Consider the following 21,690-nt stretch of genomic DNA (forward strand, 5'->3'; position numbering starts at 1 on the left):
GATCTGTGCCGGGGCGGATCCGTACCGGGGCGGATCCGTACCGGGGCGGATCCGTGCCGGGGCGGATCTGTGCCAGGGCGGAGGGGGGTGGGGGCGAGGTGGGGGCTGGTGGGCGCGGGGGCCGGGGCGGGCGCGGGCGGGGCCGGGCGCCGAAGCCGGGCGGGCGCGGAGCCGTCCCGTCCGCTCGCCTACAGGGCGAATCGAACGTGATCGTCCCCCCGGCGGGGGCTTACCCAGGCGTGGCGGGGCCGAAGCGCGGGGCTCCGAAGCGCGGGGCTCAGGACGGGCGGGCCATGGCAGCCACGAAGGCGCGCTCGACGTCGGCGGTGGACAGAACGCCGTAGATCTCGCCGGTCTCCTCGACGACCAGGTATTCGGTGGCGGGGGTCGCGCGCAGGTAGTCGAGGAGGTCTTCGCCGGCCAGTTCGGCGGAGACCCGCATCCCGTCCTTCAGGTCCTGGGCGAGGCCGCTGACGGCGACCCACGGGCGGCGGTGCTCGGGAACGCCGACGATGGCGTTCTCGCGGACCACGGCGGTGGGCCGGCCCACGCGGTCCACGACGACCAGGGCGCGGGCGCCGGCGTCGTTGGCGCGGCGCAGGGCCTCGGACAGCGGGGTGTCGGCCTCCACCGGTACGGCGCGCCGGGTGAGGGTGCGGGCCTGGAGGTCCGGGAGGCGTTCGCGCAGCCGGGCCATGCGCAGGCTGTTGCCCGCGCCGGTCCAGATGATCGCGGCGAGGATCGCGGCGAGCAGCGCGTCGGTGATCGAGTCGGCGCCGCCGAGGTCCGTGGGGGCGTTGCCCAGGGCGCCGGTGTGGGTGAGCAGCGGCAGCCCGATCAGGACCGCCATGGCGAGCGCGCGGCCGACCCAGGCGGCGGCGACGGTGCCGGTCATCGGTTTGCCGGTGATCTTCCACACGACGGCGCGGAGCATCCGGCCGCCGTCCAGCGGGAGGCCGGGCAGCAGGTTGAAGACGGCGACGATCATGTTGGAGATCATCAGTCCGGCGAGCAGGACGCCGGGTACGGTGCCGGGCTCGACCAGCTTCATGCCGCCGTAGAAGACGCCCGCGAGGACGAGGGAGAGCAGCGGGCCGACGAAGGCGAGGACGAATTCGCGGCCGGGTGTCTCGGACTCCTTCTCGATCTCGGAGACGCCGCCGAAGAACTGGAGCTGGATGCGGCGTACGGGGAGTTTGAAGCGCAGCGCGGCGATGGTGTGCGCGAGCTCGTGGACGAGCACCGAGGCGTAGAAGGCGACGGCGAAGAAGAGCGAGACGAGGTAGCGGGCGGCGCCCAGCTCCGGCAGGATCCGTTCGAGCTGGCCGCCGAAGACCCAGGTGATCAGGGCGGCGACGATGAACCAGCTGGGGGCGACGTAGACCGGCACGCCGAAGGGGCGGCCCATGAGGATGCCGCCGCCGGTGCGCCTGCCCTGGCCGTCCTTGGCCTGGCGCTGCGGGGAGGGGCGGTTCCCGGACGGCCTCGTACGGCCGGTGGCGCGGGCCGGGTCGGACGGTCCGGGCGGGTTGGGCGGTCGGTGGTGCGCGGACTCCTCGGGGTCCTGCGGCTTCCCACTCTCGTCCACGGCGTCCCCTCGTCGGTTGCGGCCTTCGCTCCTGTCCGTCCGGTTGCGGTCCGGTACGGCATGTCGATCATGCAGGGCGAAGGGGTCTGGCGTCGATGGTATGCGGAGCGCTTCGCGTCGCCCCGCCTCGGTCTCCCATTGTGATCCCTCGGTTGCGGTGGCTGTCAGTGGCGGGCCGTAGGGTCGGGTGTCATGGGAACGAGCACCGAGAAGGCCGGGCCGGACGCCGCGGGCGGCGACGGCGGACAGGGCGGGGCGACCGGCGGGAGCGGGGCGGCCGGGGATGCCGGGGCCGTGGCGGATGTCACCACCTCCCGCCCCGCAGCCGGCCCCGTCTCGCTCTCTCCGTCGCGGGCGAGCGACTTCATGCAGTGCCCGCTGCTGTACCGCTTCCGTGTGATCGACAAGCTGCCGGAGAAGCCGAGCCCCGCGGCGACGCGCGGCACGGTGGTGCACGCGGTGCTGGAGCGGCTCTTCGACGCTCCGGCCGCGCAGCGTACGGCGGGCGGCGCGCGCTCCATGGTGCCGGGCGAGTGGGAGAAGCTGCTGGCGAAGCGGCCGGAGCTGGCCGGGCTGTTCGAGGACGATCCGGCGGGTGAGCGGCTGGCGGCGTGGCTGGCGGACGCCGAGGCGCTGGTGGAGCGGTGGTTCACGCTGGAGGATCCGACGCGTCTGGAGCCCGCGGACCGCGAGCTGTATGTGGAGACGGTGCTGGATTCGGGGCTGCGGCTGCGCGGTTTCATCGACCGGGTGGACGTGGCGCCGACGGGCGAGGTGCGGCTCGTCGACTACAAGACGGGCAAGGCGCCCCGCCCGGAGTACGCGGACGGTCCGCTGTTCCAGATGAAGTTCTACGCGCTGGTGATGTGGCGGCTGCGCGGCCTGGTGCCGCGGCGGCTCCAGCTGGTGTACCTGGGCAGTGGTGACGTGCTGACGTATGACCCGGCCGAGGCGGATCTGCTGGGGGTGGAGCGCAAGCTGCTGGCGCTGTGGGACGCGATTCAGCGGGCGACGGCGACCGGTGACTGGCGTCCGCGCCGTACGAAGCTGTGCGGGTGGTGCGACCACCAGGCGGTGTGCCCGGAGTTCGGGGGTACTCCCCCGCCGTATCCGCTGCCGGTGCCGGGGCCCGGCCGGGCTCTCCCTGTGGAGGTCTCCGGGGAGGGGCAGGGCAGAATGGACCTGGTCTAACGAAGGAGTTCCTGTGGCAATCCGCGTCCTGCTGGTCGACGACCAGCCGCTGCTGCGTACCGGTTTCCGGATGATCCTGGAGGCCGAGCAGGATCTCGCGGTCGTCGGCGAGGCCGGGGACGGCCTGCAGGCCCTGGAGCAGGTGCGGGCGCTGCAGCCGGACGTGGTGCTGATGGACATCCGGATGCCGCGGATGGACGGGGTCGAGGCGACCCGGCAGATCACCGGTCCGGCGAAGGACGGTCCGGCGAAGGTGCTGGTGCTGACCACGTTCGACCTGGACGAGTACGTGGTCGAGGCGCTGCGGGCGGGGGCCAGCGGTTTCCTGCTGAAGGATGCGCCGGCGCAGGAGCTGGTGCAGGCGATCCGGGTGGTGGCGGCGGGCGAGGCGATGCTCGCGCCGAGCATCACGCGCCGGCTGCTGGACAAGTACGCGGGGCATCTGCCGTCCGGTGAGGAGCCGGTGCCGGACACACTGCACACCCTCACGGAGCGTGAGGTGGAGGTGCTGAAGCTGGTGGCGCGCGGTCTGTCGAACGCGGAGATCGCCGCGGATCTGTTCGTGAGCGAGACGACGGTCAAGACGCACGTCGGGCATGTGCTGACGAAGCTGGGGCTGCGGGACCGGGTGCAGGCCGCGGTGTATGCGTACGAGAGCGGGCTGGTGCGTCCCGGGGCCCAGTAGAGCGGCTGCGCGGGGCGCGCGCAGGCGTACCCCCCGGCCCCCCGGCCCCCCCCGGCCCCCCCCGGCAGAGAGCGTGCAACGGCCCGGCCCGCCACTCCGGAGGGAGCGGCGGGCCGGGCCGTCTGCGTGCGGGCGGGCGGTGCTAGCCCTTCTTGATCTCCCAGAAGCGGAAGACGGTGGAGGCGTCCAGCGTCCACTGGAGGCCGTCGATGTCCTCGCGGGCGACGGCGTACTGCTTGCCCTGCCACACCGGGATCATCGGCAGTTCCTCGGCGACGATGTTCTGCATCTCGCGGAAGGCGGTCTTGGTCGCCTGCCGGTCGGGCTGGCCGGCGGTGCCGGGCAGCAGTTTGCCGGTGATCCGCTTGGCGTCGTAGTTGTTGCCGAGGACGTTGTCCTCGCCGAAGAACGGCTGGGTGAAGTTGTCGGGGTCCGGGTAGTCGGGGACCCAGCCCTTGACGTACGCGCCGTACTTCCCGGCTTCGCGGCCCTTCTCGAACTCCTCGATGGGCACGCTCTTGACCGTGGCGTCGAAGAGGCCGCTGGCGTTGAGCTGCTGGGCGATCTCCTGGAAGGCCGGGACGGTGCCGGGGCCGTAGCGGACGGGGGTGGCCCAGAGGGTGAGCGGCACCTTCTTGTTGGTGTAGCCGGCCTCGCGCAGGGCGGCGGCGGCCTTGTCGGCCTGCGGCCGGTCGCCGTAGTTGGCGAAGAAGGCCGTGTTGTGGCCGGTGATGCCCGCGGGGACGATCGAGTACAGGGGTTCGGCGGTGCGCTTGTAGACGTCGCGGACGAGCGTGGAACGGTCCAGCAGGTACGCGATGGCCTTGCGGACGCCGAGCTTGCCGGCCACCGGGTCGTGCATGTTGAAGACCAGGTGCATGACCTCGGCGCTGTTGCCCTCGACGACCTGGATGCCGTGCTGGTGGCTGTCGGCCTGGTCCAGCGAGGCGATGTCCTTCATGGCCAGACCGCGGTAGGCGACGTCGATGGAGCCGTCCTGCACCGCCTTCTTCAGCTTGTCCTGGCCGGTGAAGAACTTCATGGTCATACCGGAGTTCTTGACCTTGGCGGGGCCCTTGTAGGAGCCGTTGACGCCGAAGACGGCCTCGGAGGACGCGTCGTAGTCCTTCAGGGTGTAGACGCCGGAGCCGATGGCCTTGTCGTCGGTGCGCAGCTTGTCGGGCGCGTACTCGCGGTGGTCGACGATGGAGCCGGCACCGGAGGCGATCTTCATGGGGAAGGTCGCGTCGGGGGTCTTGAGGCGGAAGACGACGGTCTGGGCGTCGGGGGCCTCGATCTTGTCGACGGCGGCGAACATCACGGCCGGTCCGCGCTTGTCGTTGATGCGCTTGATCCGGTCGAAGGAGAACTTGACGTCCTCGGAGGTCAGGCTGTTGCCGTTGCTGAACTTCAGCCCGTCCTTGAGGGTGCACTTGTAGACGGTGCTGCCGCCCTCGGTGAAGCCGCAGGAGTCGGCGGCCTCGGGTTCGGGCGTGGTGCTGCCCTTGGGGAAGCTCAGCAACGACTGGAAGACGTTGTTGAACAGCAACCAGGAGACCGGGTCGTAGCCGGCTGCGGGGTCGGTGGACACGACCTTGTCGGTCATCCCCATCACCACGGGTTCACCGGTCCCGGCACCCGCGCCGTCACCGGATCCGCAGCCGCTGAGCAGGGCGGCGACGAGCCCTGCCCCCAGCGGTGCGGCGAGCCACTGGTCGCGTTTCCTCACGTGCGTGTTCCTCACAGTCGTCCTGGCGGTTCAGCGGTGTGTTCCGCGCCGGCGGGTGCCGGTGTCGGTGTGCCGGCGGAGTGCCGTCATCGGTTGTGGTGGTGCGCGCCGTCTCGGGGATGCGGCAGCCGGCCGGCGTGTGGTGGCGCCGGCCGGAGGTCGTCGTCAGTTGCTGCTCACGCCGCGGGCGAGTTCCCAGATCTGCAGGGCGGAGGAGGAGTTCAGGGCCCATTCGGCGCCGGTGATGTCGTCGCGGGCGGCGACGTACTGCTTGCCCTGCCACAGGGGCAGTACGGGCACCTCGTCCGCGATGATGTCCTGGGCCTGCTTGAAGCCCTCGGCGGCGGCGTTGCGGTCGGCCTGCTGCCGGGTGCCGGGGATCAGCTGGGACTCGATCTTGTTGTTGCGGTACGGGGAGTTGAGGAAGTTCCCCTTGCCGATGAACGGCGCGATGTAGTTGTCCGCGTCGGGGAGGTCGGCGAACCAGCCCATGCCGTAGGCGGCGTACTTGCCCTCGGACTGTTCCTTGCGGAACTGCGTCCAGTTGTCGACGCCCTTGATCTGGACGTCGAACAGGCCGCTCTTGTTGAGCTGGTCCTTCAGCTCCTGGAACTCCTTGGCGGTGCTGGAGCCGTAGTGGTTCGAGGTGTAGGTGAGGGTGAGCTTCACCGGGGTGGTGATGTGCGCCTGCTGGAGGATCTTGCGGGCGGCGGGGACGCTCGGGTTGCCGTACTTGGTGAAGAACGAGTTGATGTGGCCGGTGAGCCCCTTGGGCACCAGGGAGTACAGCGGGTCGCCGGCGTAGGAGTACACGTCGCGTACCAGCGCGGAGCGGTTGACCAGCTGGGCCATGGCCTGCCGGACGGCCTTGTCGGCGACCGACGGGTCGTCGGTGTTGAAGGCCAGGTAGCGGATCTCGGAGCCGGGTACCGCCGTCAGGGCGACGTGTTCGTCGCGGGCGTTCTCCAGGCCCTTGACCTGGTCGGGTGTCAGGCTGCGGTTCATCAGGTCGATGTCGCCCTTGCGCAGGGCCTTCTCCATGCCGCCGGAGTCCTCGAAGAACTTCATCTCGACGGCGGAGTTCTTCGCCTCGATTCCGCCCTTGTAGTCGGGGTTCTTGGTGAAGACGGCCTTGCTGACGCGCTGTCCGCTGTGCTCGACCTTGACGGTGTACGGGCCGGAGCCGGAGACGTCGAAGCCCTTGTAGAGGCCCTTGGCCGGGTACACCTCGCTGTCGACGATGGCCGCTGCCGGGGTGGCGAGCTTCTGCGGGAAGGTGGCGTCCGGCTTCTTGAGGTGGAAGACCACTTCGGTCTCGCTGGGGGTCTCCACCTTGTCGACGTTGTCGACCAGGGAGATGGGGCCGCGGTCGTACTTGATGGCCAGCATCCGGTCGATGGAGAACTTCACGTCCTTGGACGTGAGGGCGTGCCCGTTGGAGAATTTCAGGCCGCCGCGGAGTTTGCAGCGGAACTGCTCGTTCTGGGTGTCCCGGAAGCCGCAGGACTCGGCGGCCTCCGGCACCGGTGCGGTGCCGGTCCGCGGCAGCCGCATGAGCGTCTGCAGCGTTCCGCGCAGCACGTTCCACGCGTCGACGTCGTACGCCTGCGCGGGGTCGAGCGGGGCGGGCGCGTCCTTGGTGGCCTCCAGTTGGGCGGTGGTTCCGACCTTGATCGGCTTGCCGCCTTCGCCGGAGCCGTCCGAACTGCCGCAGGCGGCGAGTGTGGGGACGAGCAGACCGGCCAGGGCCGGCAGCACCAAGGTCTTGCGATTCATCGTCGGCAGGTTCCTTATCAGCGCAGAGGTGTTGCTCGCGTTGACATTAGTAGGAACGGCCAGGGCGTCCGGGACACAACAGAGTTGAACGGTTATCACGCCCGGATAACGGCCGCCGGATGACCGATATCCGGACGGTGGAACGATTCGTACGCGCCTCCATCAATCCGGACACTTACCCCCAGGGAAACCAGCAGAAAGCGCCCATGGAACGACCATGGTCCACGCTGTCGACGGGCTGACACGTGAGAAACGTCACTCCCACATTGAGGAGATCATCAGAGGTAATTCAGCCAGCGCATTCGTCACGGAAAATGAGCGGCCCACTCCTTACAGTTTCTTCCGCTTTCGCCGGAACACGCTCAGTGCACGCTTCACCGGCCATCCGTGATCAAGGACCGGAGAAATGGGAGATCCACTTCTTCGAGCGATCCGACCACGGTGCGGCCCGCGCCGGCGCCGATCGGAGTCACCGACGGCACGGCGACGACCTGGCAGCCGGCCGCCTCCCCGGCCGTCACACCGGTGACGGTGTCCTCCACCACGGCGCACCGCCGCGGGTCCACACCGAGCCGGGCGGCCGCGGTCAGATACGGGTCCGGGTGGGGCTTCGTACGGGGCAGGTCGTCGCCGGCCAGCGTCAGGCGGAAGTTCTCCGGGCCCAGGGAGTGCAGCATCCGGTCGATGATGGTGCGGTGCGAGGCGGAGACCAGGGCGGTCGGCACGCCGTGCGCGGCCAGCTCCGCCAGCAGCCGGCGGGCGCCGGGCATCAGCGGCACGCCGCGGGCGATGCGCTCGGCGAACCGGGCGTTGAGCAGCACGGTCAGGTCGTCCAGGCCGATGTCGGCGCCGGTCACGCCGATCAGGTACGCGGCGCTGCGCGTCATCGGCCCCCCGACGACGACCTGGCGGTGGTGGTCGTCCAGTACGTGGCCCAGCTCGGCGAAGACCGCGGCCTCCGCCTCCCACCAGAAGCCCTCGGTGTCGACGAGGGTGCCGTCCAGGTCGAGGAAGACGGCCTGCAGGGTGGCGCCGTCGGCCGTACGGGTTCCTGTCGCGGGGATGCTGCTGGTCATCCGTGCACCTCCGTCGTCACGCGTCCCCGAAGGGACGAAAGGGCCGGCCGCTCTCCCGCGTGGGGGAGGCGACCGGCCACTACCGGACCGACCAGTGTACGACTGTGCGGGGGGACGCGCGTGGCCCGCGGGAACTTCCGTGGCCTCCCCGGTCCCGGCGCTACCGCGCGTTGAAGTACTTCGCCTCCGGGTGGTGGATGACGATGGCGTCGGTGGACTGCTCGGGGTGCAGCTGGAACTCCTCGGAGAGTTCGACGCCGATCCGCTCCGGCCGCAGCAGGTCGGCGATCTTGGCGCGGTCCTCCAGGTCGGGGCAGGCCCCGTAGCCCAGCGAGAAGCGGGCGCCGCGGTACTTCAGCGCGAACATGTCCTCGACGTCGGCGGGGTCCTCGCCGGCGAAGCCCAGCTCGGCGCGGACCCGGGCGTGCCAGTACTCGGCGAGCGCCTCGGCGAGCTGGACGGACAGGCCGTGCAGCTCCAGGTAGTCGCGGTAGGAGTCGGAGGCGAACAGTTCGGCGGTGGCCTCGCCGATCCGCGAGCCGACGGTGACGACCTGGAGGCCGACCACGTCCCGCTCGCCGGACTCCTCGGGGCGGAAGAAGTCGGCCAGGCACAGCCGCCGGCCGCGGCGCTGGCGGGGGAAGGTGAAGCGGGTCCGCTCGGTGCCGTCCTCGTTGAGCAGGATCAGGTCGTCGCCCTTGGAGTAGCAGGGGAAGTAGCCGTGGACGACGGCGGCCTCCAGGAGGTTCTCGGTCTGGAGCTTGTCCAGCCAGCCGCGCAGCCGGGGCCGTCCCTCGGACTCGGCGAGTTCCTCGTACGAGGGGCCGTCCCCCGCGCGGTTCTGCTTGAGGCCCCACTGCCCCTTGAAGAGGGCGCCCTCGTCCAGCCAGGACGCGTAGTCGGCGAGCTGGATGCCCTTGACGACGCGGGTGCCCCAGAAGGGCGGGGCGGGGACGGGGTTGTCGGTGGACACGTCGGAGCGGACGGTGCCCTCCTCCTGTTCCGGCTCCTTGATCTCGATGTCGCGCTTGGGGACGCGGCGCTGCTTGAGCTCGGGCAGGGTGGCGCCGGGTACGCCGCGCTTGACGGCGATCAGGGCGTCCATCAGGCGCAGGCCCTCGAAGGCGTCGCGGGCGTAGCGGACCTCGCCCTCGTAGATCTCGTGCAGGTCCTGTTCGACGTAGGCGCGGGTCAGGGCGGCGCCGCCGAGGATGACGGGGAAGTCGGCCGCCATCTTGCGCTGGTTGAGCTCCTCCAGGTTCTCCTTCATGATCACCGTGGATTTGACCAGCAGTCCGGACATGCCGATGACGTCGGCGCGGTGTTCCTCGGCGGCTTCGAGGATGGCCGAAACCGGCTGCTTGATGCCGAGGTTGACGACGTTGTAGCCGTTGTTGGACAGGATGATGTCGACGAGGTTCTTGCCGATGTCGTGCACGTCGCCGCGTACGGTCGCCAGGACGATGGTGCCCTTGCCCTCGGAGTCGGACTTCTCCATGTGCGGCTCCAGGTAAGCCACCGCGGTCTTCATGACCTCGGCGGACTGGAGCACGAACGGCAGCTGCATCTGGCCGGAGCCGAACAGCTCGCCGACCACCTTCATGCCTTCGAGCAGGGTGTCGTTGACGATGTCCAGGGCCGGGCGGTCGGCGAGGGCCGCCTCCAGGTCGGCGTCCAGGCCGTTCTTCTCGCCGTCGATGATGCGGCGGCGCAGCCGCTCCTCCAGGGGCAGCGCGAGCAGTTCCTCGGCCTTGCCGGCCTTCAGGGACTTGGCGGTGGCGCCCTCGAAGAGCTCCAGGAGCTTCTGGAGGGGGTCGTAGCCCTCTTCGCGCCGGTCGTAGATCAGGTCGAGGGCGACCTTGACCTGCTCCTCCTCCAGGCGGGCGATCGGCAGGATCTTGGAGGCGTGCACGATCGCCGAGTCCAGTCCGGCCTTGACGCACTCGTCGAGGAAGACGGAGTTGAGGACGATGCGGGCGGCCGGGTTGAGACCGAAGGAGATATTGGACAGGCCCAGCGTGGTCTGCACGTCGGGGTGGCGCCGCTTCAGCTCGCGGATGGCCCCGATGGTGTTGACGCCGTCCTTGCGGGACTCCTCCTGGCCGGTGCAGATGGTGAAGGTCAGGGTGTCGATGAGGATGTCCGACTCGCGGATGCCCCAGTTCGTCGTCAGGTCGTCGATGATGCGCTCGGCGATGGCGACCTTGTGCTCGACGGTACGGGCCTGGCCCTCCTCGTCGATGGTCAGCGCCATCAGGGCGGCGCCGTGTTCCCGGGCCAGCGCGGCGACCTTGGCGAACCGCGACTCGGGGCCGTCGCCGTCCTCGTAGTTGACGGAGTTGATGACCGCGCGGCCGCCGAGCTTCTCCAGGCCCGCCCGGATCACCGGGACCTCGGTGGAGTCCAGCACGAGGGGCAGGGTGGAGGCGGTGGCGAAGCGGCCGGCCAGCTCCCGCATGTCGGCGGCGCCGTCCCGGCCGACGTAGTCCACGCACAGGTCGAGCAGGTGGGCGCCCTCGCGGATCTGGTCGCGGGCCATCTCCACGCAGTCGTCCCAGCGGCCTTCCAGCATGGCCTCGCGGAACTTCTTGGAGCCGTTGGCGTTGGTGCGCTCGCCGATCGCCAGGTACGAGCTGTCCTGGCGGAACGGGACGGTCTGGTACAGCGAGGCGGCGCCGGGCTCGGGGCGCGGGCTGCGCTCGGTGGGGACCAGGCCCCGTACCCGCTCGACGACCTGGCGCAGGTGCTCGGGCGTGGTGCCGCAGCAGCCGCCGACGAGCGAGAGCCCGTACTCGGCGACGAAGGTCTCCTGGGCGTCGGCCAGCTCGCCCGCGGTGAGCGGGTAGTGGGCGCCGTCCTTGCCGAGGACGGGCAGACCGGCGTTCGGCATGCACGCCAGCGGTACGCGGGCGTTGCGCGCCAGGTAGCGCAGGTGCTCGCTCATCTCGGCGGGGCCGGTGGCGCAGTTCAGGCCGATCATGTCGATGCCGAGCGGCTCCAGCGCGGTCAGCGCGGCGCCGATCTCCGAGCCGAGCAGCATGGTGCCGGTGGTCTCGACGGTCACCGAGCAGATCATCGGCAGGTCGGTGCCGGTCGCTTCGAGGGCGCGGCGGGCGCCGAGGACGGCGGCCTTGGTCTGGAGCAGGTCCTGGGTGGTCTCGACCAGCAGCGCGTCGGCGCCGCCGGCGATCATGCCTTCGGCGTTCTGCTGGTAGGCGTCGCGCAGGGTGGCGTAGTCGACGTGGCCGAGGGTGGGCAGTTTGGTGCCGGGGCCCATGGAGCCGAGCACCCAGCGCTGCTGTCCGGTCGAGGCGGTGAACGCGTCGGCGACCTCGCGGGCGATGCGGGCGCCGGACTCGGAGAGTTCGAAGACCCGCTCGGGGATGTCGTACTCGGCGAGGGCGGCGTAGTTGGCGCCGAAGGTGTTGGTCTCGACGCAGTCGACGCCGACCGCGAAGTACTCCTCGTGGACCGAACGGACGATGTCCGGACGGGTGACGTTCAGGATCTCGTTGCAGCCCTCCAGCTGCTGGAAGTCCTCCATCGACGGGTCCTGTGCCTGGAGCATCGTGCCCATCGCCCCGTCGGCCACCACTACGCGGGAGGCGAGGGCCTCGCGCAGTGCCGTGGTGCGGGATGTGCTGGTGGACGATGGCGTGTACGAGGCCATGGAGGTGCTCCCCTGGTTGCGACGGCTGTCGGCTTTGCGCCTTCCGGGAGAAGGCGCACCCGGTCAGGGTAGCGGGCGTGGCTGTCGGGGGCCCGGGTGTCCCACGGCGTGGACGGTTCCCGGCCCGCGCCATGCCCGGTTCCGGGCCGGTCCCGGACTTGGTCAAGATCATTGACAGGCGTCGGCCGACTGCCACAGGGTCGGCATTCACCGATATCGTTCAGCATTGCCGAACCGCTCCCCGGAGCCGATCGGCGCTGCCGCACACCGCGTCACGCGCATCACGTCACCCGCTGCACACCGCTTCACCCGGAGGTTGCCCGATGGCACGGACCATCCAGTCGCTGGAGCGTGCCGCCGCGATGCTGCGGCTGCTGGCCGGCGGCGAGCGGCGGCTGGGACTCTCCGACATCTCCTCCGCGCTGGGCCTGGCCAAGGGCACCGCGCACGGCATCCTGCGCACCCTCCAGCAGGAGGGCTTCGTCGAGCAGGACCCGGCGTCCGGCCGCTACCAGCTGGGCGCGGAGCTGCTGCGCCTGGGCAACAGCTACCTGGACGTGCACGAGCTGCGCGCCCGCGCGCTCGTGTGGACGGACGACCTGGCGCGGTCCAGCGGCGAGAGCGTCTATCTGGGGGTGCTGCACCAGCAGGGCGTGCTGATCGTGCACCACGTCTTCCGGCCCGACGACAGCCGCCAGGTGCTGGAGGTGGGCGCGATGCACCCGCTGCACAGCACGGCGCTGGGCAAGGTGCTGACCGCGTACGACCCGGTGGCGCACAGCGAGGCGACGGAGGCCGAGCGGCAGGCGTTCACGCCGCGCACGGTGACCGGGCTGGAGGAGCTGGAGGGTGTGCTGGACCTCACCCGGGCGCGGGGCTGGGCGGCCGACGTGGAGGAGACCTGGGAGGGCGTGGCGTCGGTGGCCGCGCCCATCCACGACCGGCGCCGGATGCCGGTGGGCGCGGTGGGGGTGACCGGTGCGGTGGAGCGGGTCTGCCGGGACGGCGAGCCGGGTGAGCTGCGGCCGGAAATCGTCGCTGCTGTGAGGGATTGCGCACGTGCGGTCTCCCGGGACCTGGGCGCAGGGCGATTCTGACCCGTCCCGTCCCATATGTTCACCTAAGTTTTCAGTCACAGAACCCTTGACGGGGTGCTGCGTGTGAAGAAAACTGCCGTTCGTCGGTCGGCATTGTCGAACACCAAACGACAATATTCGTTATGGTGGACATTGCCGGAGGCCGACCAACGCCCTCTCGGAGGGCGCGGACCTCCGGAGGGACCCGGGGTCCGCCTTCCCCTGGACGAAGGACAAAGGAGTCGCGGGTGTCCAGCTCCGACATCTTCATCAGCGAGACCATCGGTACCGCTGTTCTGACCCTGCTGGGCGGTGGCGTCTGCGCCGCCGTCACGCTCAAGCGCTCAAAGGCGTACAACGCGGGTTGGGTGGCCATCTCCTTCGGGTGGGGCCTCGCCGTACTGACCGGCGCGTACATCGCGTCGAAGTCGGGCGCGCACCTCAACCCGGCGGTCACCGTGGGACTGGCCGTCAAGGGCGGCACGCCGTGGGGCGACGTACCGGTGTACTTCGCCGCACAGCTGCTCGGCGCCATGATCGGCGCGGTGCTCGTGTGGCTCGCGTACTACGGCCACTTCCAGGCCCATCTGCGCGACCCGGAGATCGTGGGCGAGCAGAGCGGTCAGGAAGGCATGGTCGACAAGGCGGCGGCCCCCAAGGCCGGCCCGGTTCTCGGGGTCTTCTCCACCGGACCCGAGATCCGCAACGCGGTGCAGAACCTGACCACTGAGGTCATCGCCACCATCGTGCTCGTGCTGGCGATCCTCACGCAGGGCCTCAGCGACGACGGCAAGGGCGTCGGCGTCATCGGTGCACTGCTGACCGCGTTCGTGGTCGTCGGCATCGGTCTGTCGCTCGGCGGCCCGACCGGCTACGCGATCAACCCGGTTCGCGACCTCGGTCCGCGTATCGTCCATGCGCTGCTTCCGCTGCCGAACAAGGGCGGGTCGGACTGGGGCTACGCGTGGATCCCGGTCGCCGGTCCGCTGATCGGCGGCGTGATCGCCGGTGGTATCTACAACATCGCGTTCGCCTGAGCCGCGCCGCCTGACAGAAGATTTTTGGAGCACACATGAGCGACAACCACAGCACCGCCTCACACGGCCACGGCCCATTCATCGCGGCCATCGACCAGGGCACCACGTCCAGCCGCTGCATCGTGTTCGACAAGGACGGCCGTATCGTTTCGGTCGACCAGAAGGAGCACGAACAGATTTTCCCCAAGCCGGGGTGGGTCGAGCACGACGCCAAGGAGATCTGGGAGAACGTCCAGCAGGTCGTGGCCGGTGCCGTCGACAAGGCCGGCATCACCGCCAAGGACGTCAAGGCGATCGGCATCACCAATCAGCGCGAGACCACGCTGATGTGGGACAAGAACACCGGTGAGCCGGTCCACAACGCCATCGTCTGGCAGGACACCCGCACCGACGCGCTCTGCCGCGAGCTGGGCCGCAACGTCGGCAAGGACCGCTTCCGCCGCGAGACCGGCCTGCCGCTGGCCTCCTACTTCGCCGGCCCGAAGATCCGCTGGCTGCTGGACAACGTCGAGGGCCTGCGCGAGCGCGCCGAGGCCGGCGACATCCTCTTCGGCACCATGGACTCCTGGGTCATCTGGAACCTGACCGGCGGCGCCAAGGGCGGCGTGCACGTCACCGACGTCACCAACGCCTCGCGCACGCTGCTGATGAACCTGCGCAACCTGGCGTGGGACGAGAAGATCCTGCACTCCATCCACATCCCCGCCGAGGTGCTGCCGGAGATCCGTTCCTCGGCCGAGGTGTACGGCACCGCCGTCACCGGCGCGCTGGCCGGCGTGCCGGTCGCCTCCGCGCTCGGCGACCAGCAGGCCGCCCTGTTCGGCCAGACCTGCTTCGAGCAGGGCGAGGCCAAGTCCACGTACGGCACCGGCACCTTCATGCTGATGAACACCGGTGACGAGCCCGTCAACTCCTACAACGGGCTGCTGACCACGGTCGGCTACCGCATCGGCGACGAGAAGCCGGTCTACGCCCTGGAGGGCTCGATCGCCGTCACCGGTTCGCTGGTGCAGTGGATGCGCGACCAGATGGGCCTGATCAACTCGGCCGCCGAGATCGAGACGCTGGCCAGCACCGTCGAGGACAACGGCGGCGCGTACTTCGTCCCGGCCTTCTCCGGCCTGTTCGCCCCCTACTGGCGCCCGGACGCGCGCGGTGTGATCGCGGGCCTGACCCGCTACGTCACCAAGGCGCACATCGCCCGCGCCGTCCTTGAGGCCACCGCCTGGCAGACCCGCGAGATCACCGACGCCATGACCAAGGACTCCGGCGTCGACCTGACCTCGCTGAAGGTCGACGGCGGGATGACCTCCAACAACCTGCTGATGCAGACCATCTCGGACTTCCTGGACGCACCCGTGGTGCGGCCGATGGTGGCCGAGACGACCTGCCTCGGCGCCGCCTACGCCGCCGGACTGGCCGTCGGCTTCTGGCCGGACACCGACGCGCTGCGCGCCAACTGGCGCCGGGCCGCCGAGTGGACCCCCCGCATGGACGCGGAGACCCGCGACCGCGAGTACAAGAGCTGGCTCAAGGCCGTCGAGCGGTCCATGGGCTGGATCGAGGACGAGGAGTAATCATGAGCACCCTGCAGAGCGTCCCGGCACTTGGGACGCACCCGGCCGACGGTTCGACCCAGAGCCGCGCCGAGACTCGGGAGCAGCTTTCCAAGGCGACGTACGACCTCCTGGTGATCGGCGGCGGCATCCTGGGCATCTCCACCGCCTGGCACGCCGCGCAGTCGGGACTGCGGGTTGCGCTGGTGGACGCCGGCGACTTCGCCGGCGCCACCTCCTCCGCCTCCTCCAAGCTCCTCCACGGCGGTCTGCGCTACCTGCAGACCGGCGCGGTCAAGCTGGTGGCGGAGAACCACTTCGAGCGCCGTGCGGTCTCCCGTGAGGTGGCCCCCCATCTCGCCAACCCCCTGACCTTCTACCTGCCGGTCTACAAGGGCGGCCCGCACGGCGCGGCCAAGCTCGGCGCGGGCGTCTTCGCCTACTCCGCGCTGTCCGCCTTCGGTGACGGTGTCGGTCACGTCATCAGCCCGTCCAAGGCCCAGCGCGACGTGCCGGAGCTGCGTACGGACAACCTCAAGGCCGTGGCCGTGTACGGCGACGACCAGATGAACGACGCGCGGATGGCCCTGATGACGGTCCGCGCGGCCGTCGAGGCCGGCGCCACGGTCCTGAACCACGCCGAGGTCACCGGGCTGCGCTTCACGCAGGGCCGGGTCACCGGTGCCGAGCTCAAGGACGGCACCGACGGCACCGAGTTCGGCCTCAACGCGCGCCTGGTCCTGAACGCGACCGGCCCGTGGGTCGACCACCTGCGCAAGATGGAGAACCCGAACGCGGCGCCCTCCATCCGCCTGTCCAAGGGCGCGCACCTGGTCCTCAAGCGCACCTCCCCCTGGAAGGCCGCGCTGGCGACCCCGATCGACAAGTACCGCATCACCTTCGCCCTCCCCTGGGAGGACATGCTGCTGCTCGGCACGACCGACGAGGAGTTCGAGGGCGACCCGGCGGACGTCCGCGTCACCGAGAAGGACACCGCGCAGATCCTGGACGAGGCGGCCTTCTCCGTCCGCGACCAGCAGCTGTCCCGTGACCTGATCACCTATTCCTTCGCGGGTCTGCGGGTGCTGCCGGGCGGCCCCGGCGACACCTCCAAGGCCAAGCGCGAGACCGTCGTCACCGAGGGCGCGGGCGGCATGCTGTCCGTCGCGGGCGGCAAGTGGACGACGTTCCGCCACATCGGCCGTACGGTCATGAACAAGCTGGCGGCGCTGCCGGGCCAGCCGCTGGCCGAGGACATGGAGCCGATCGCGCACCTGCCGAAGAAGCTGCCGCTGCCGGGTATCGCCAACCCCAACGCGGTCGCCCACCGCCTGCTGGTCGACGGCTCGGCCCCCGGCCCGCGCATGGCGCCGGAGACCGCCCGTCACCTGGCCACCCACTACGGTTCGCTGTCCTTCGACATCGCGCGGCTGGCCAACGAGGACGCGGCCCTCGCCGAGCGCATCCACCCGGACGCCCCGGAGATCTGGGCCCAGGTCGTCTACGCCCGCGACCACGAGTGGGCCGAGACGGTCGACGACGTGCTGCGCCGCCGCACCACGCTGACCATCCGCGGCCTGGACACGGAGGACGTCCGCGCCCGTACCAAGTCCATACTGGGGCAGCGCGGCTGACGCCCCGCCACCCACCGCTGTCCCGAAGGGCGGCTCCCGGCCCGGGAGCCGCCCTTCGGCGTGTCCGGACACCGTACGGCCCTCCTCCGGGCGGACGACGGGATGCGGCGGCGGGCGGGAACGCGACGGCAGACGGGAACGCGGCGGCAGGCGGGAACGCGACGACAGACGGGAACGCGACGGCAGACGGGGATACGGCGGCAGGCGGGAACGCGACGACACGCCCTAGCATCGCCAGGAAGGGCCCGGCCGGTCCTCGCGGCCTCCGGCCCGTGTTTCTCCAGACCCGTCGCCGACCTCGGAGATCCTCATGACCTTGCTGACCACCTGGCCGGAGAGCGGCCCGGAGACCGTGCTGCGGCGCACGTCGGAGCCCGCGGAGATCGCCGCCGCGCTGGCGCCGATCGGGGTGCGCTACGAGCAGTGGCCGGTGCGCGCGGACGTGGCGCCGGACGCGGAGCCCGCCGCCGTCCTCGCGGCGTACCGGGCGGAGATCGGGAAACTGACCGCCGAGGAGGGGTTCGTGACGGTGGACGTGGCGTCCCTGCACCCCTGCGACGACCTCGGCTGGCCGGAGAAGGCACGGGCGGCGCGGGAGATGTTCCTCGCCGAGCACATCCACGAGGACGACGACGAGGTGCGGTTCTTCGTCGCCGGGTCCGGGGTGTTCTACCTGCACGCGGGCGGCGAGGTGCACGCCGTGCTGTGCGAGGAGGGCGACCTGCTGGGCGTGCCGCGGGGCACCACCCACTGGTTCGACATGGGCACCCGGCCGTCGTTCACGGCCCTGCGCTTCTTCCACGAGGAGGACGGCTGGATCGCCGCGTTCACGGGGGACGGCATCGCGCTGCGGTTCCCGGACTTCGACACGCTCCGGGCCGGGCGGCCGGAACGGGGCGCGGCGTGACCCACACCTTCGACGTGGATCATGTGGTGCTCGACATCGAGGGCACCACGAGTGCGACCGGGTTCGTCGTCGGGGAGCTGTATCCGTACGCGCGCGAGCGGTTCGGGCGGCTGCTGACGGAGCGGGCCGGGGAGCCGGAGGTGCGGCGGGCCGTCGAGCAGATACGGGCGCTGCTGGACGAGCCGGCCGCCGACACGGCGCGGATCGAGCGGACGCTCGGCGCGTGGCTGGACGAGGACCGCAAGGTCACGCCCCTGAAGACGCTCCAGGGGCTCGTGTGGGCCGAGGGTTTCGCGAGCGGGGAGCTGGTCTCGCACTTCTACCCGGACGTGGTGCCCCGGCTGCGGGAGTGGCATGCGGCGGGCGTGCGGCTGCACGTGTACTCGTCGGGGTCGGTGGCGGCGCAGCGGGCGTGGTTCGGGAACAGCCCGGAGGGCGATCTGCGGCCGCTGGCCGGGACGTTCCACGACACGGAGAACGCCGGGCCCAAGCTGGTGGCCGCGTCGTACGAGGTGATCGCCGCGGATCTGGGCGCCGCGCCGCAGCGGGTGCTGTTCCTGTCCGACCGGCCCGGCGAGCTGGACGCGGCGCGGGCGGCGGGGTGGCGCACGGCCGGGGTGCGGCGGCCCGGTGAGCCGTACTACGAGAGCGGGGTGGGCGATCATCCCGAGGTGGCCTCCTTCGCGGAGCTGGAGATGCGTACGCGGGCCGGGGCGGAGGGAGGCGGCGCGGGCGCCGGGGACCGGGAGGTGCGGCGGGCGGGGGCGCGGCTGGCCGCCGAGGCCGCGCGGTTCGCGTCGTTCGGCTGGATGCGCGGCACGTCCGGCAACCTGTCGGTGGTGCTGGCGCATACCCCGCTGCGGCTGGCGGTGACGGCGAGCGGGCGGGACAAGGGCGAGCTGACCGCGGACGACGTGGTGCTGGTCGACGGCCGGGGCGCCGCCGTCGCGGGTACGGCGGGTCCGGCGGCCGGGGCCGGGAAGCCGTCGGCGGAGGCCGGGCTGCACGCGCGGGTGGTGCGGCTGACCGGGGCGGGCGCGGTCGTGCACGTCCACACGGTCGCGGCCGTGGCGATGGGGCGGCGGCGCCCCGGCGGGATCGTCCTGCGGGACCTGGAGATGCTCAAGGGCCTCGGCCTGCCCGCGGAAGGCGAGGCGGTGCGGCTGCCGGTGATCGCCAACAGCCAGGACATGAGCGTGCTCGGGGACCGTCTGGAGGAGGCCAGGGAACCGCGGATGCCCGCGGTGGTCGTGGCGGATCACGGTCTGTACGTGTGGGGCGCGGACCTGCTCCAGGCCCGGCACCACGCGGAAGTCGTGCAGTGGATGCTGGAGTTGGAGCTGGCGTCGGGACGGGGGTGAGCGAACCGGGGCCGCCGCGTGGGAATCGGGTTGCGGGCGGGTGCCGCCGGGCCCGTAGGTTGGGGGCAACCGCCGTCCCGTCAGCGTTGTCCCGCCCCGCGGGCCATGCGCCCGACCCCTGGAGCCGCCCCGTGACCCCAGACCTGTCCCCCATCGCCCGCCTGCCGCGCGGCGGGCTTGCGCCCCGGGCCGTCGTGGTCGGCGACCCGGCCCGCGCGGCCGCCGTCGCCGAGCTGCTCGACGACGCGGCGGAGGTCGCGTACCACCGCGAGTACCGGACGTTCACCGGCAGCTGGAAGGGCCTGCCGGTGGTCGTCTCCTCGCACGGTGTGGGCGGGCCCGGTGCGGTGCCGCTGTTCCAGGAGCTGGCCGACGCGGGCGTACGGACCTTCGTGCGCCTCGGTACGGCGGGGGCGATACGGCCCGGCATCGGCGACGGCGACCTGGTGATCGCCGAGGCGGCGGTGCGGGACGACGGGGTGACGCAGCAGCTGGTGCCGCCGGAGTACCCGGCCGTGGCGGCGCCGGAGGCGGTGCTGGCGCTCGCCGGGGCGGCGGAGGCGGCCGGGGCGCCGTACCACCGCGGGGTGGTGTGGACCCGGGCGGCGTTCCAGCCGGGTCTGCTGCCGCTGCCGGTGGCGGCGTACACCGCGGCGGGCGTGGCGGCGATCGAGATGGAGGTGTCCGCGCTGCTGGTGACGGCGGGCCTGCGCGGGCTGGTCGCCGGCGCGGTGCTGGTGATCGACGGGGTGAACGCGGACGAGCTGGTCGACGCGGCGGCCACCGGCGGGTACGACCCGCACCGGGACGCCGTCGCCGAGGGCGTGGCGCGCGGCTCCGTCGTCGCGCTGGAGGCCCTGCGGACGCTGGCGGAGGAGGCCCGGTGAGCGCGGTACGGAACGGGAACGCGGCGGCCGGGAGCGGACCCGGCGCTCCGGCCGACCTGCTGGTGCACGGCGGTACGGTGCTGACCGTCGACGCGGCGGGCACCGTGCTGTCCGACGGCGCGGTGGCCGTGCGGGACGGGGAGATCGTCGCGGTGGGCCCGGCCGACGAGGTGCGTGCCGCCCACCGTGCGGCCGAGGAGATCGACGCCGCCGGCTGCCTGGTCCTCCCCGGCCTCGTCAACACCCACACCCACCTGGCGATGACGCTGCTGCGCGGCCACGCCGACGATCTGGACCTCCAGGGGTTCCTGGGGCGGGTGGTGCCGCGGGAGAGCGAGCTGCTGTCCCCGGAAGCGGTGACCGCGGGTCTGCGGCTGGCCGTGGCGGAGAGCGTGCGGGGCGGGGTGACCACGGCCCTGGACATGTACTGGTTCAACGAGTCGGCCGCGCGGACGGCGCGGGACACGGGCTGGCGGCTGCTGTCCGGCCCGACGTTCATGGACGTACCGGGGCCGCCCGACCGGATGCCGTACGGCGACCGGATGGCGTGGGCGCGCCGGAACCTCGACGGCCGCGACGCCTCCCCCGGCACCCGCCCGGTGGTCTTCGCGCACAGCGTCTACACCCTGGACGCCGCGCAGCTGACCGACATCGCGACGCTGGCCCGGGAGTACGGCGCGCTGCTGCACCTGCACGCCGCGGAGAACGCCGCCGAGGTGGTGACGGTGCGCGAGCGGTACGGCAAGCGGCCCGTCGAACTGCTGGAGTCGCTGGGCCTGCTGGGACCGGACACGCTGCTCGCGCACGCGGTGGAGCTGAGCGACCCCGAGATCGCCGCGCTGGCCGCGACCGGTACGGGTGTCGCGCACTGCCCGGTCTCCAATCTCAAGCTGGGCTGCGGCATCGCCCGGGTACCGGAGCTGCTGCGGCAGGGCGTGCGGGTCGGGCTCGGCACGGACGGCGCGGTCAGCTCCAACGCCCTCGACATGATGGGCGCGCTGGGGATGGCGGCGCTGGTGCACAAGGCGGGCGGCGACCCCACGGCGGTCGGCGCCGAGCAGGCCGTGCGCATGGCGACGATCGAGGGCGCGCGGGCGCTGGGGCTGGACGGGCAGCTCGGTTCGCTGGAGGTGGGCAAGCGCGCGGACCTGGCGGTGCTCGACCTCGGCGGTACGCATCTGGCGCCCCGGCACGACCCGTGGTCGACGCTGGCGTACTCGGCGCGGGCCGGTGACGTCCGGGACACCGTCGTCGACGGCCGGGTGCTGATGCGCGACCGGCGGCTGACGACGCTGGACGAGGCGGCCGCGACCGCTGACGTGGAAGCGCTCCTGCGGACCGGCTGAGGACGGCGGCGGGCTCCCGGCCCGCGGCGGGCATGTCCCGTGCGCGGGCCGGGAGTTCCCGCGGCCGGAGCCCCGGCGGACCGGTCGCGGAAGGCTCCCGAGGCCGTGCTTCCGCGGCCATAATGGCGCAGACATCGGATGTCTGCGGGCGTCCGGCCGACGGATGCGAGC

At 71.4% G+C, this 21,690-nt stretch carries 15 protein-coding genes; 10 read left to right on the forward strand and 5 right to left on the reverse strand.

Features of this window, described 5'->3' with window-relative positions; all coding sequences use genetic code 11:
- Positions 1 to 277 precede the first annotated feature (277 nt).
- Positions 278 to 1,588 (reverse strand): site-2 protease family protein, encoded by a 1,311-nt coding sequence (locus tag A6A06_RS37020; protein ID WP_073767926.1) that lies wholly within the window; start codon positions 1,586 to 1,588, stop codon positions 278 to 280.
- Between the two features lie 192 nt (positions 1,589 to 1,780).
- On the opposite strand from A6A06_RS37020, the gene A6A06_RS37025 reads away from it, so the two are divergent.
- Both A6A06_RS37025 and A6A06_RS37030 read left to right on the forward strand, forming a co-directional pair.
- Complete coding sequence (locus A6A06_RS37025) at positions 1,781 to 2,779, forward strand: RecB family exonuclease (RefSeq protein WP_073767928.1); 999 nt, start codon at positions 1,781 to 1,783, stop codon at positions 2,777 to 2,779.
- Between the two features lie 13 nt (positions 2,780 to 2,792).
- The gene (locus A6A06_RS37030; RefSeq protein ID WP_003981597.1) at positions 2,793 to 3,464 is read left to right on the forward strand and encodes a response regulator; all 672 of its coding nucleotides are present in this window, start codon (positions 2,793 to 2,795) and stop codon (positions 3,462 to 3,464) included.
- Between the two features lie 142 nt (positions 3,465 to 3,606).
- Here A6A06_RS37030 and A6A06_RS37035 read toward each other — a convergent pair whose 3' ends face one another.
- The 4 genes from A6A06_RS37035 to metH all read right to left on the reverse strand — a co-directional run bounded on the left by A6A06_RS37035 (position 3,607) and on the right by metH (position 11,715).
- The gene (locus A6A06_RS37035) at positions 3,607 to 5,193 is read right to left on the reverse strand and encodes an ABC transporter substrate-binding protein (protein WP_073767930.1); all 1,587 of its coding nucleotides are present in this window, start codon (positions 5,191 to 5,193) and stop codon (positions 3,607 to 3,609) included.
- 165 nt (positions 5,194 to 5,358) lie between these two features.
- Positions 5,359 to 6,969: an ABC transporter substrate-binding protein gene (locus tag A6A06_RS37040; protein ID WP_073767932.1), complete on the reverse strand. Its 1,611-nt coding sequence runs from the start codon at positions 6,967 to 6,969 to the stop codon at positions 5,359 to 5,361.
- Positions 6,970 to 7,343: 374 nt separating this feature from the next.
- Positions 7,344 to 8,045: an HAD family hydrolase gene (locus A6A06_RS37045; protein ID WP_073767934.1), complete on the reverse strand. Its 702-nt coding sequence runs from the start codon at positions 8,043 to 8,045 to the stop codon at positions 7,344 to 7,346.
- 160 nt (positions 8,046 to 8,205) lie between these two features.
- Positions 8,206 to 11,715, reverse strand: a complete 3,510-nt coding sequence (metH, locus tag A6A06_RS37050) for a methionine synthase (RefSeq protein WP_073767937.1) — start codon at positions 11,713 to 11,715, stop codon at positions 8,206 to 8,208.
- A gap of 323 nt (positions 11,716 to 12,038) precedes the next feature.
- Here metH and A6A06_RS37055 point away from each other — a divergent pair, with 323 nt between their 5' ends.
- From A6A06_RS37055 to A6A06_RS37090, 8 genes are all read left to right on the forward strand, one after another.
- Positions 12,039 to 12,812 (forward strand): IclR family transcriptional regulator, encoded by a 774-nt coding sequence (locus A6A06_RS37055; RefSeq protein ID WP_073767939.1) that lies wholly within the window; start codon positions 12,039 to 12,041, stop codon positions 12,810 to 12,812.
- 227 nt (positions 12,813 to 13,039) lie between these two features.
- Complete coding sequence (locus tag A6A06_RS37060; protein ID WP_073767941.1) at positions 13,040 to 13,828, forward strand: MIP/aquaporin family protein; 789 nt, start codon at positions 13,040 to 13,042, stop codon at positions 13,826 to 13,828.
- Between the two features lie 35 nt (positions 13,829 to 13,863).
- Positions 13,864 to 15,405, forward strand: a complete 1,542-nt coding sequence (gene glpK, locus A6A06_RS37065; RefSeq protein WP_073767943.1) for a glycerol kinase GlpK — start codon at positions 13,864 to 13,866, stop codon at positions 15,403 to 15,405.
- Positions 15,406 to 15,407: 2 nt separating this feature from the next.
- Complete coding sequence (locus A6A06_RS37070) at positions 15,408 to 17,018, forward strand: glycerol-3-phosphate dehydrogenase/oxidase (RefSeq protein ID WP_073767944.1); 1,611 nt, start codon at positions 15,408 to 15,410, stop codon at positions 17,016 to 17,018.
- A 310-nt stretch (positions 17,019 to 17,328) separates the two neighbouring features.
- Positions 17,329 to 17,925, forward strand: a complete 597-nt coding sequence (locus A6A06_RS37075) for a 1,2-dihydroxy-3-keto-5-methylthiopentene dioxygenase (protein WP_073767946.1) — start codon at positions 17,329 to 17,331, stop codon at positions 17,923 to 17,925.
- A 26-nt stretch (positions 17,926 to 17,951) separates the two neighbouring features.
- Positions 17,952 to 19,286, forward strand: a complete 1,335-nt coding sequence (mtnC, locus tag A6A06_RS43660) for an acireductone synthase (protein ID WP_274535912.1) — start codon at positions 17,952 to 17,954, stop codon at positions 19,284 to 19,286.
- Positions 19,287 to 19,417: 131 nt separating this feature from the next.
- Positions 19,418 to 20,173 carry a phosphorylase family protein gene (locus A6A06_RS37085; RefSeq protein WP_073767950.1) on the forward strand — a complete coding sequence of 252 codons (756 nt, stop codon included), beginning with the start codon at positions 19,418 to 19,420 and terminating at the stop codon, positions 20,171 to 20,173.
- Entirely contained in the window at positions 20,170 to 21,519 is a 1,350-nt protein-coding gene (locus tag A6A06_RS37090; RefSeq protein ID WP_073767952.1) for an amidohydrolase, read from the forward strand. The genes A6A06_RS37085 and A6A06_RS37090 overlap by 4 nt, the downstream gene beginning before the upstream one ends.
- Positions 21,520 to 21,690: the final 171 nt, after the last annotated feature.

The organism is Streptomyces sp. CB02923, from assembly GCF_001905005.1.
Lineage (GTDB): Bacteria > Actinomycetota > Actinomycetes > Streptomycetales > Streptomycetaceae > Streptomyces.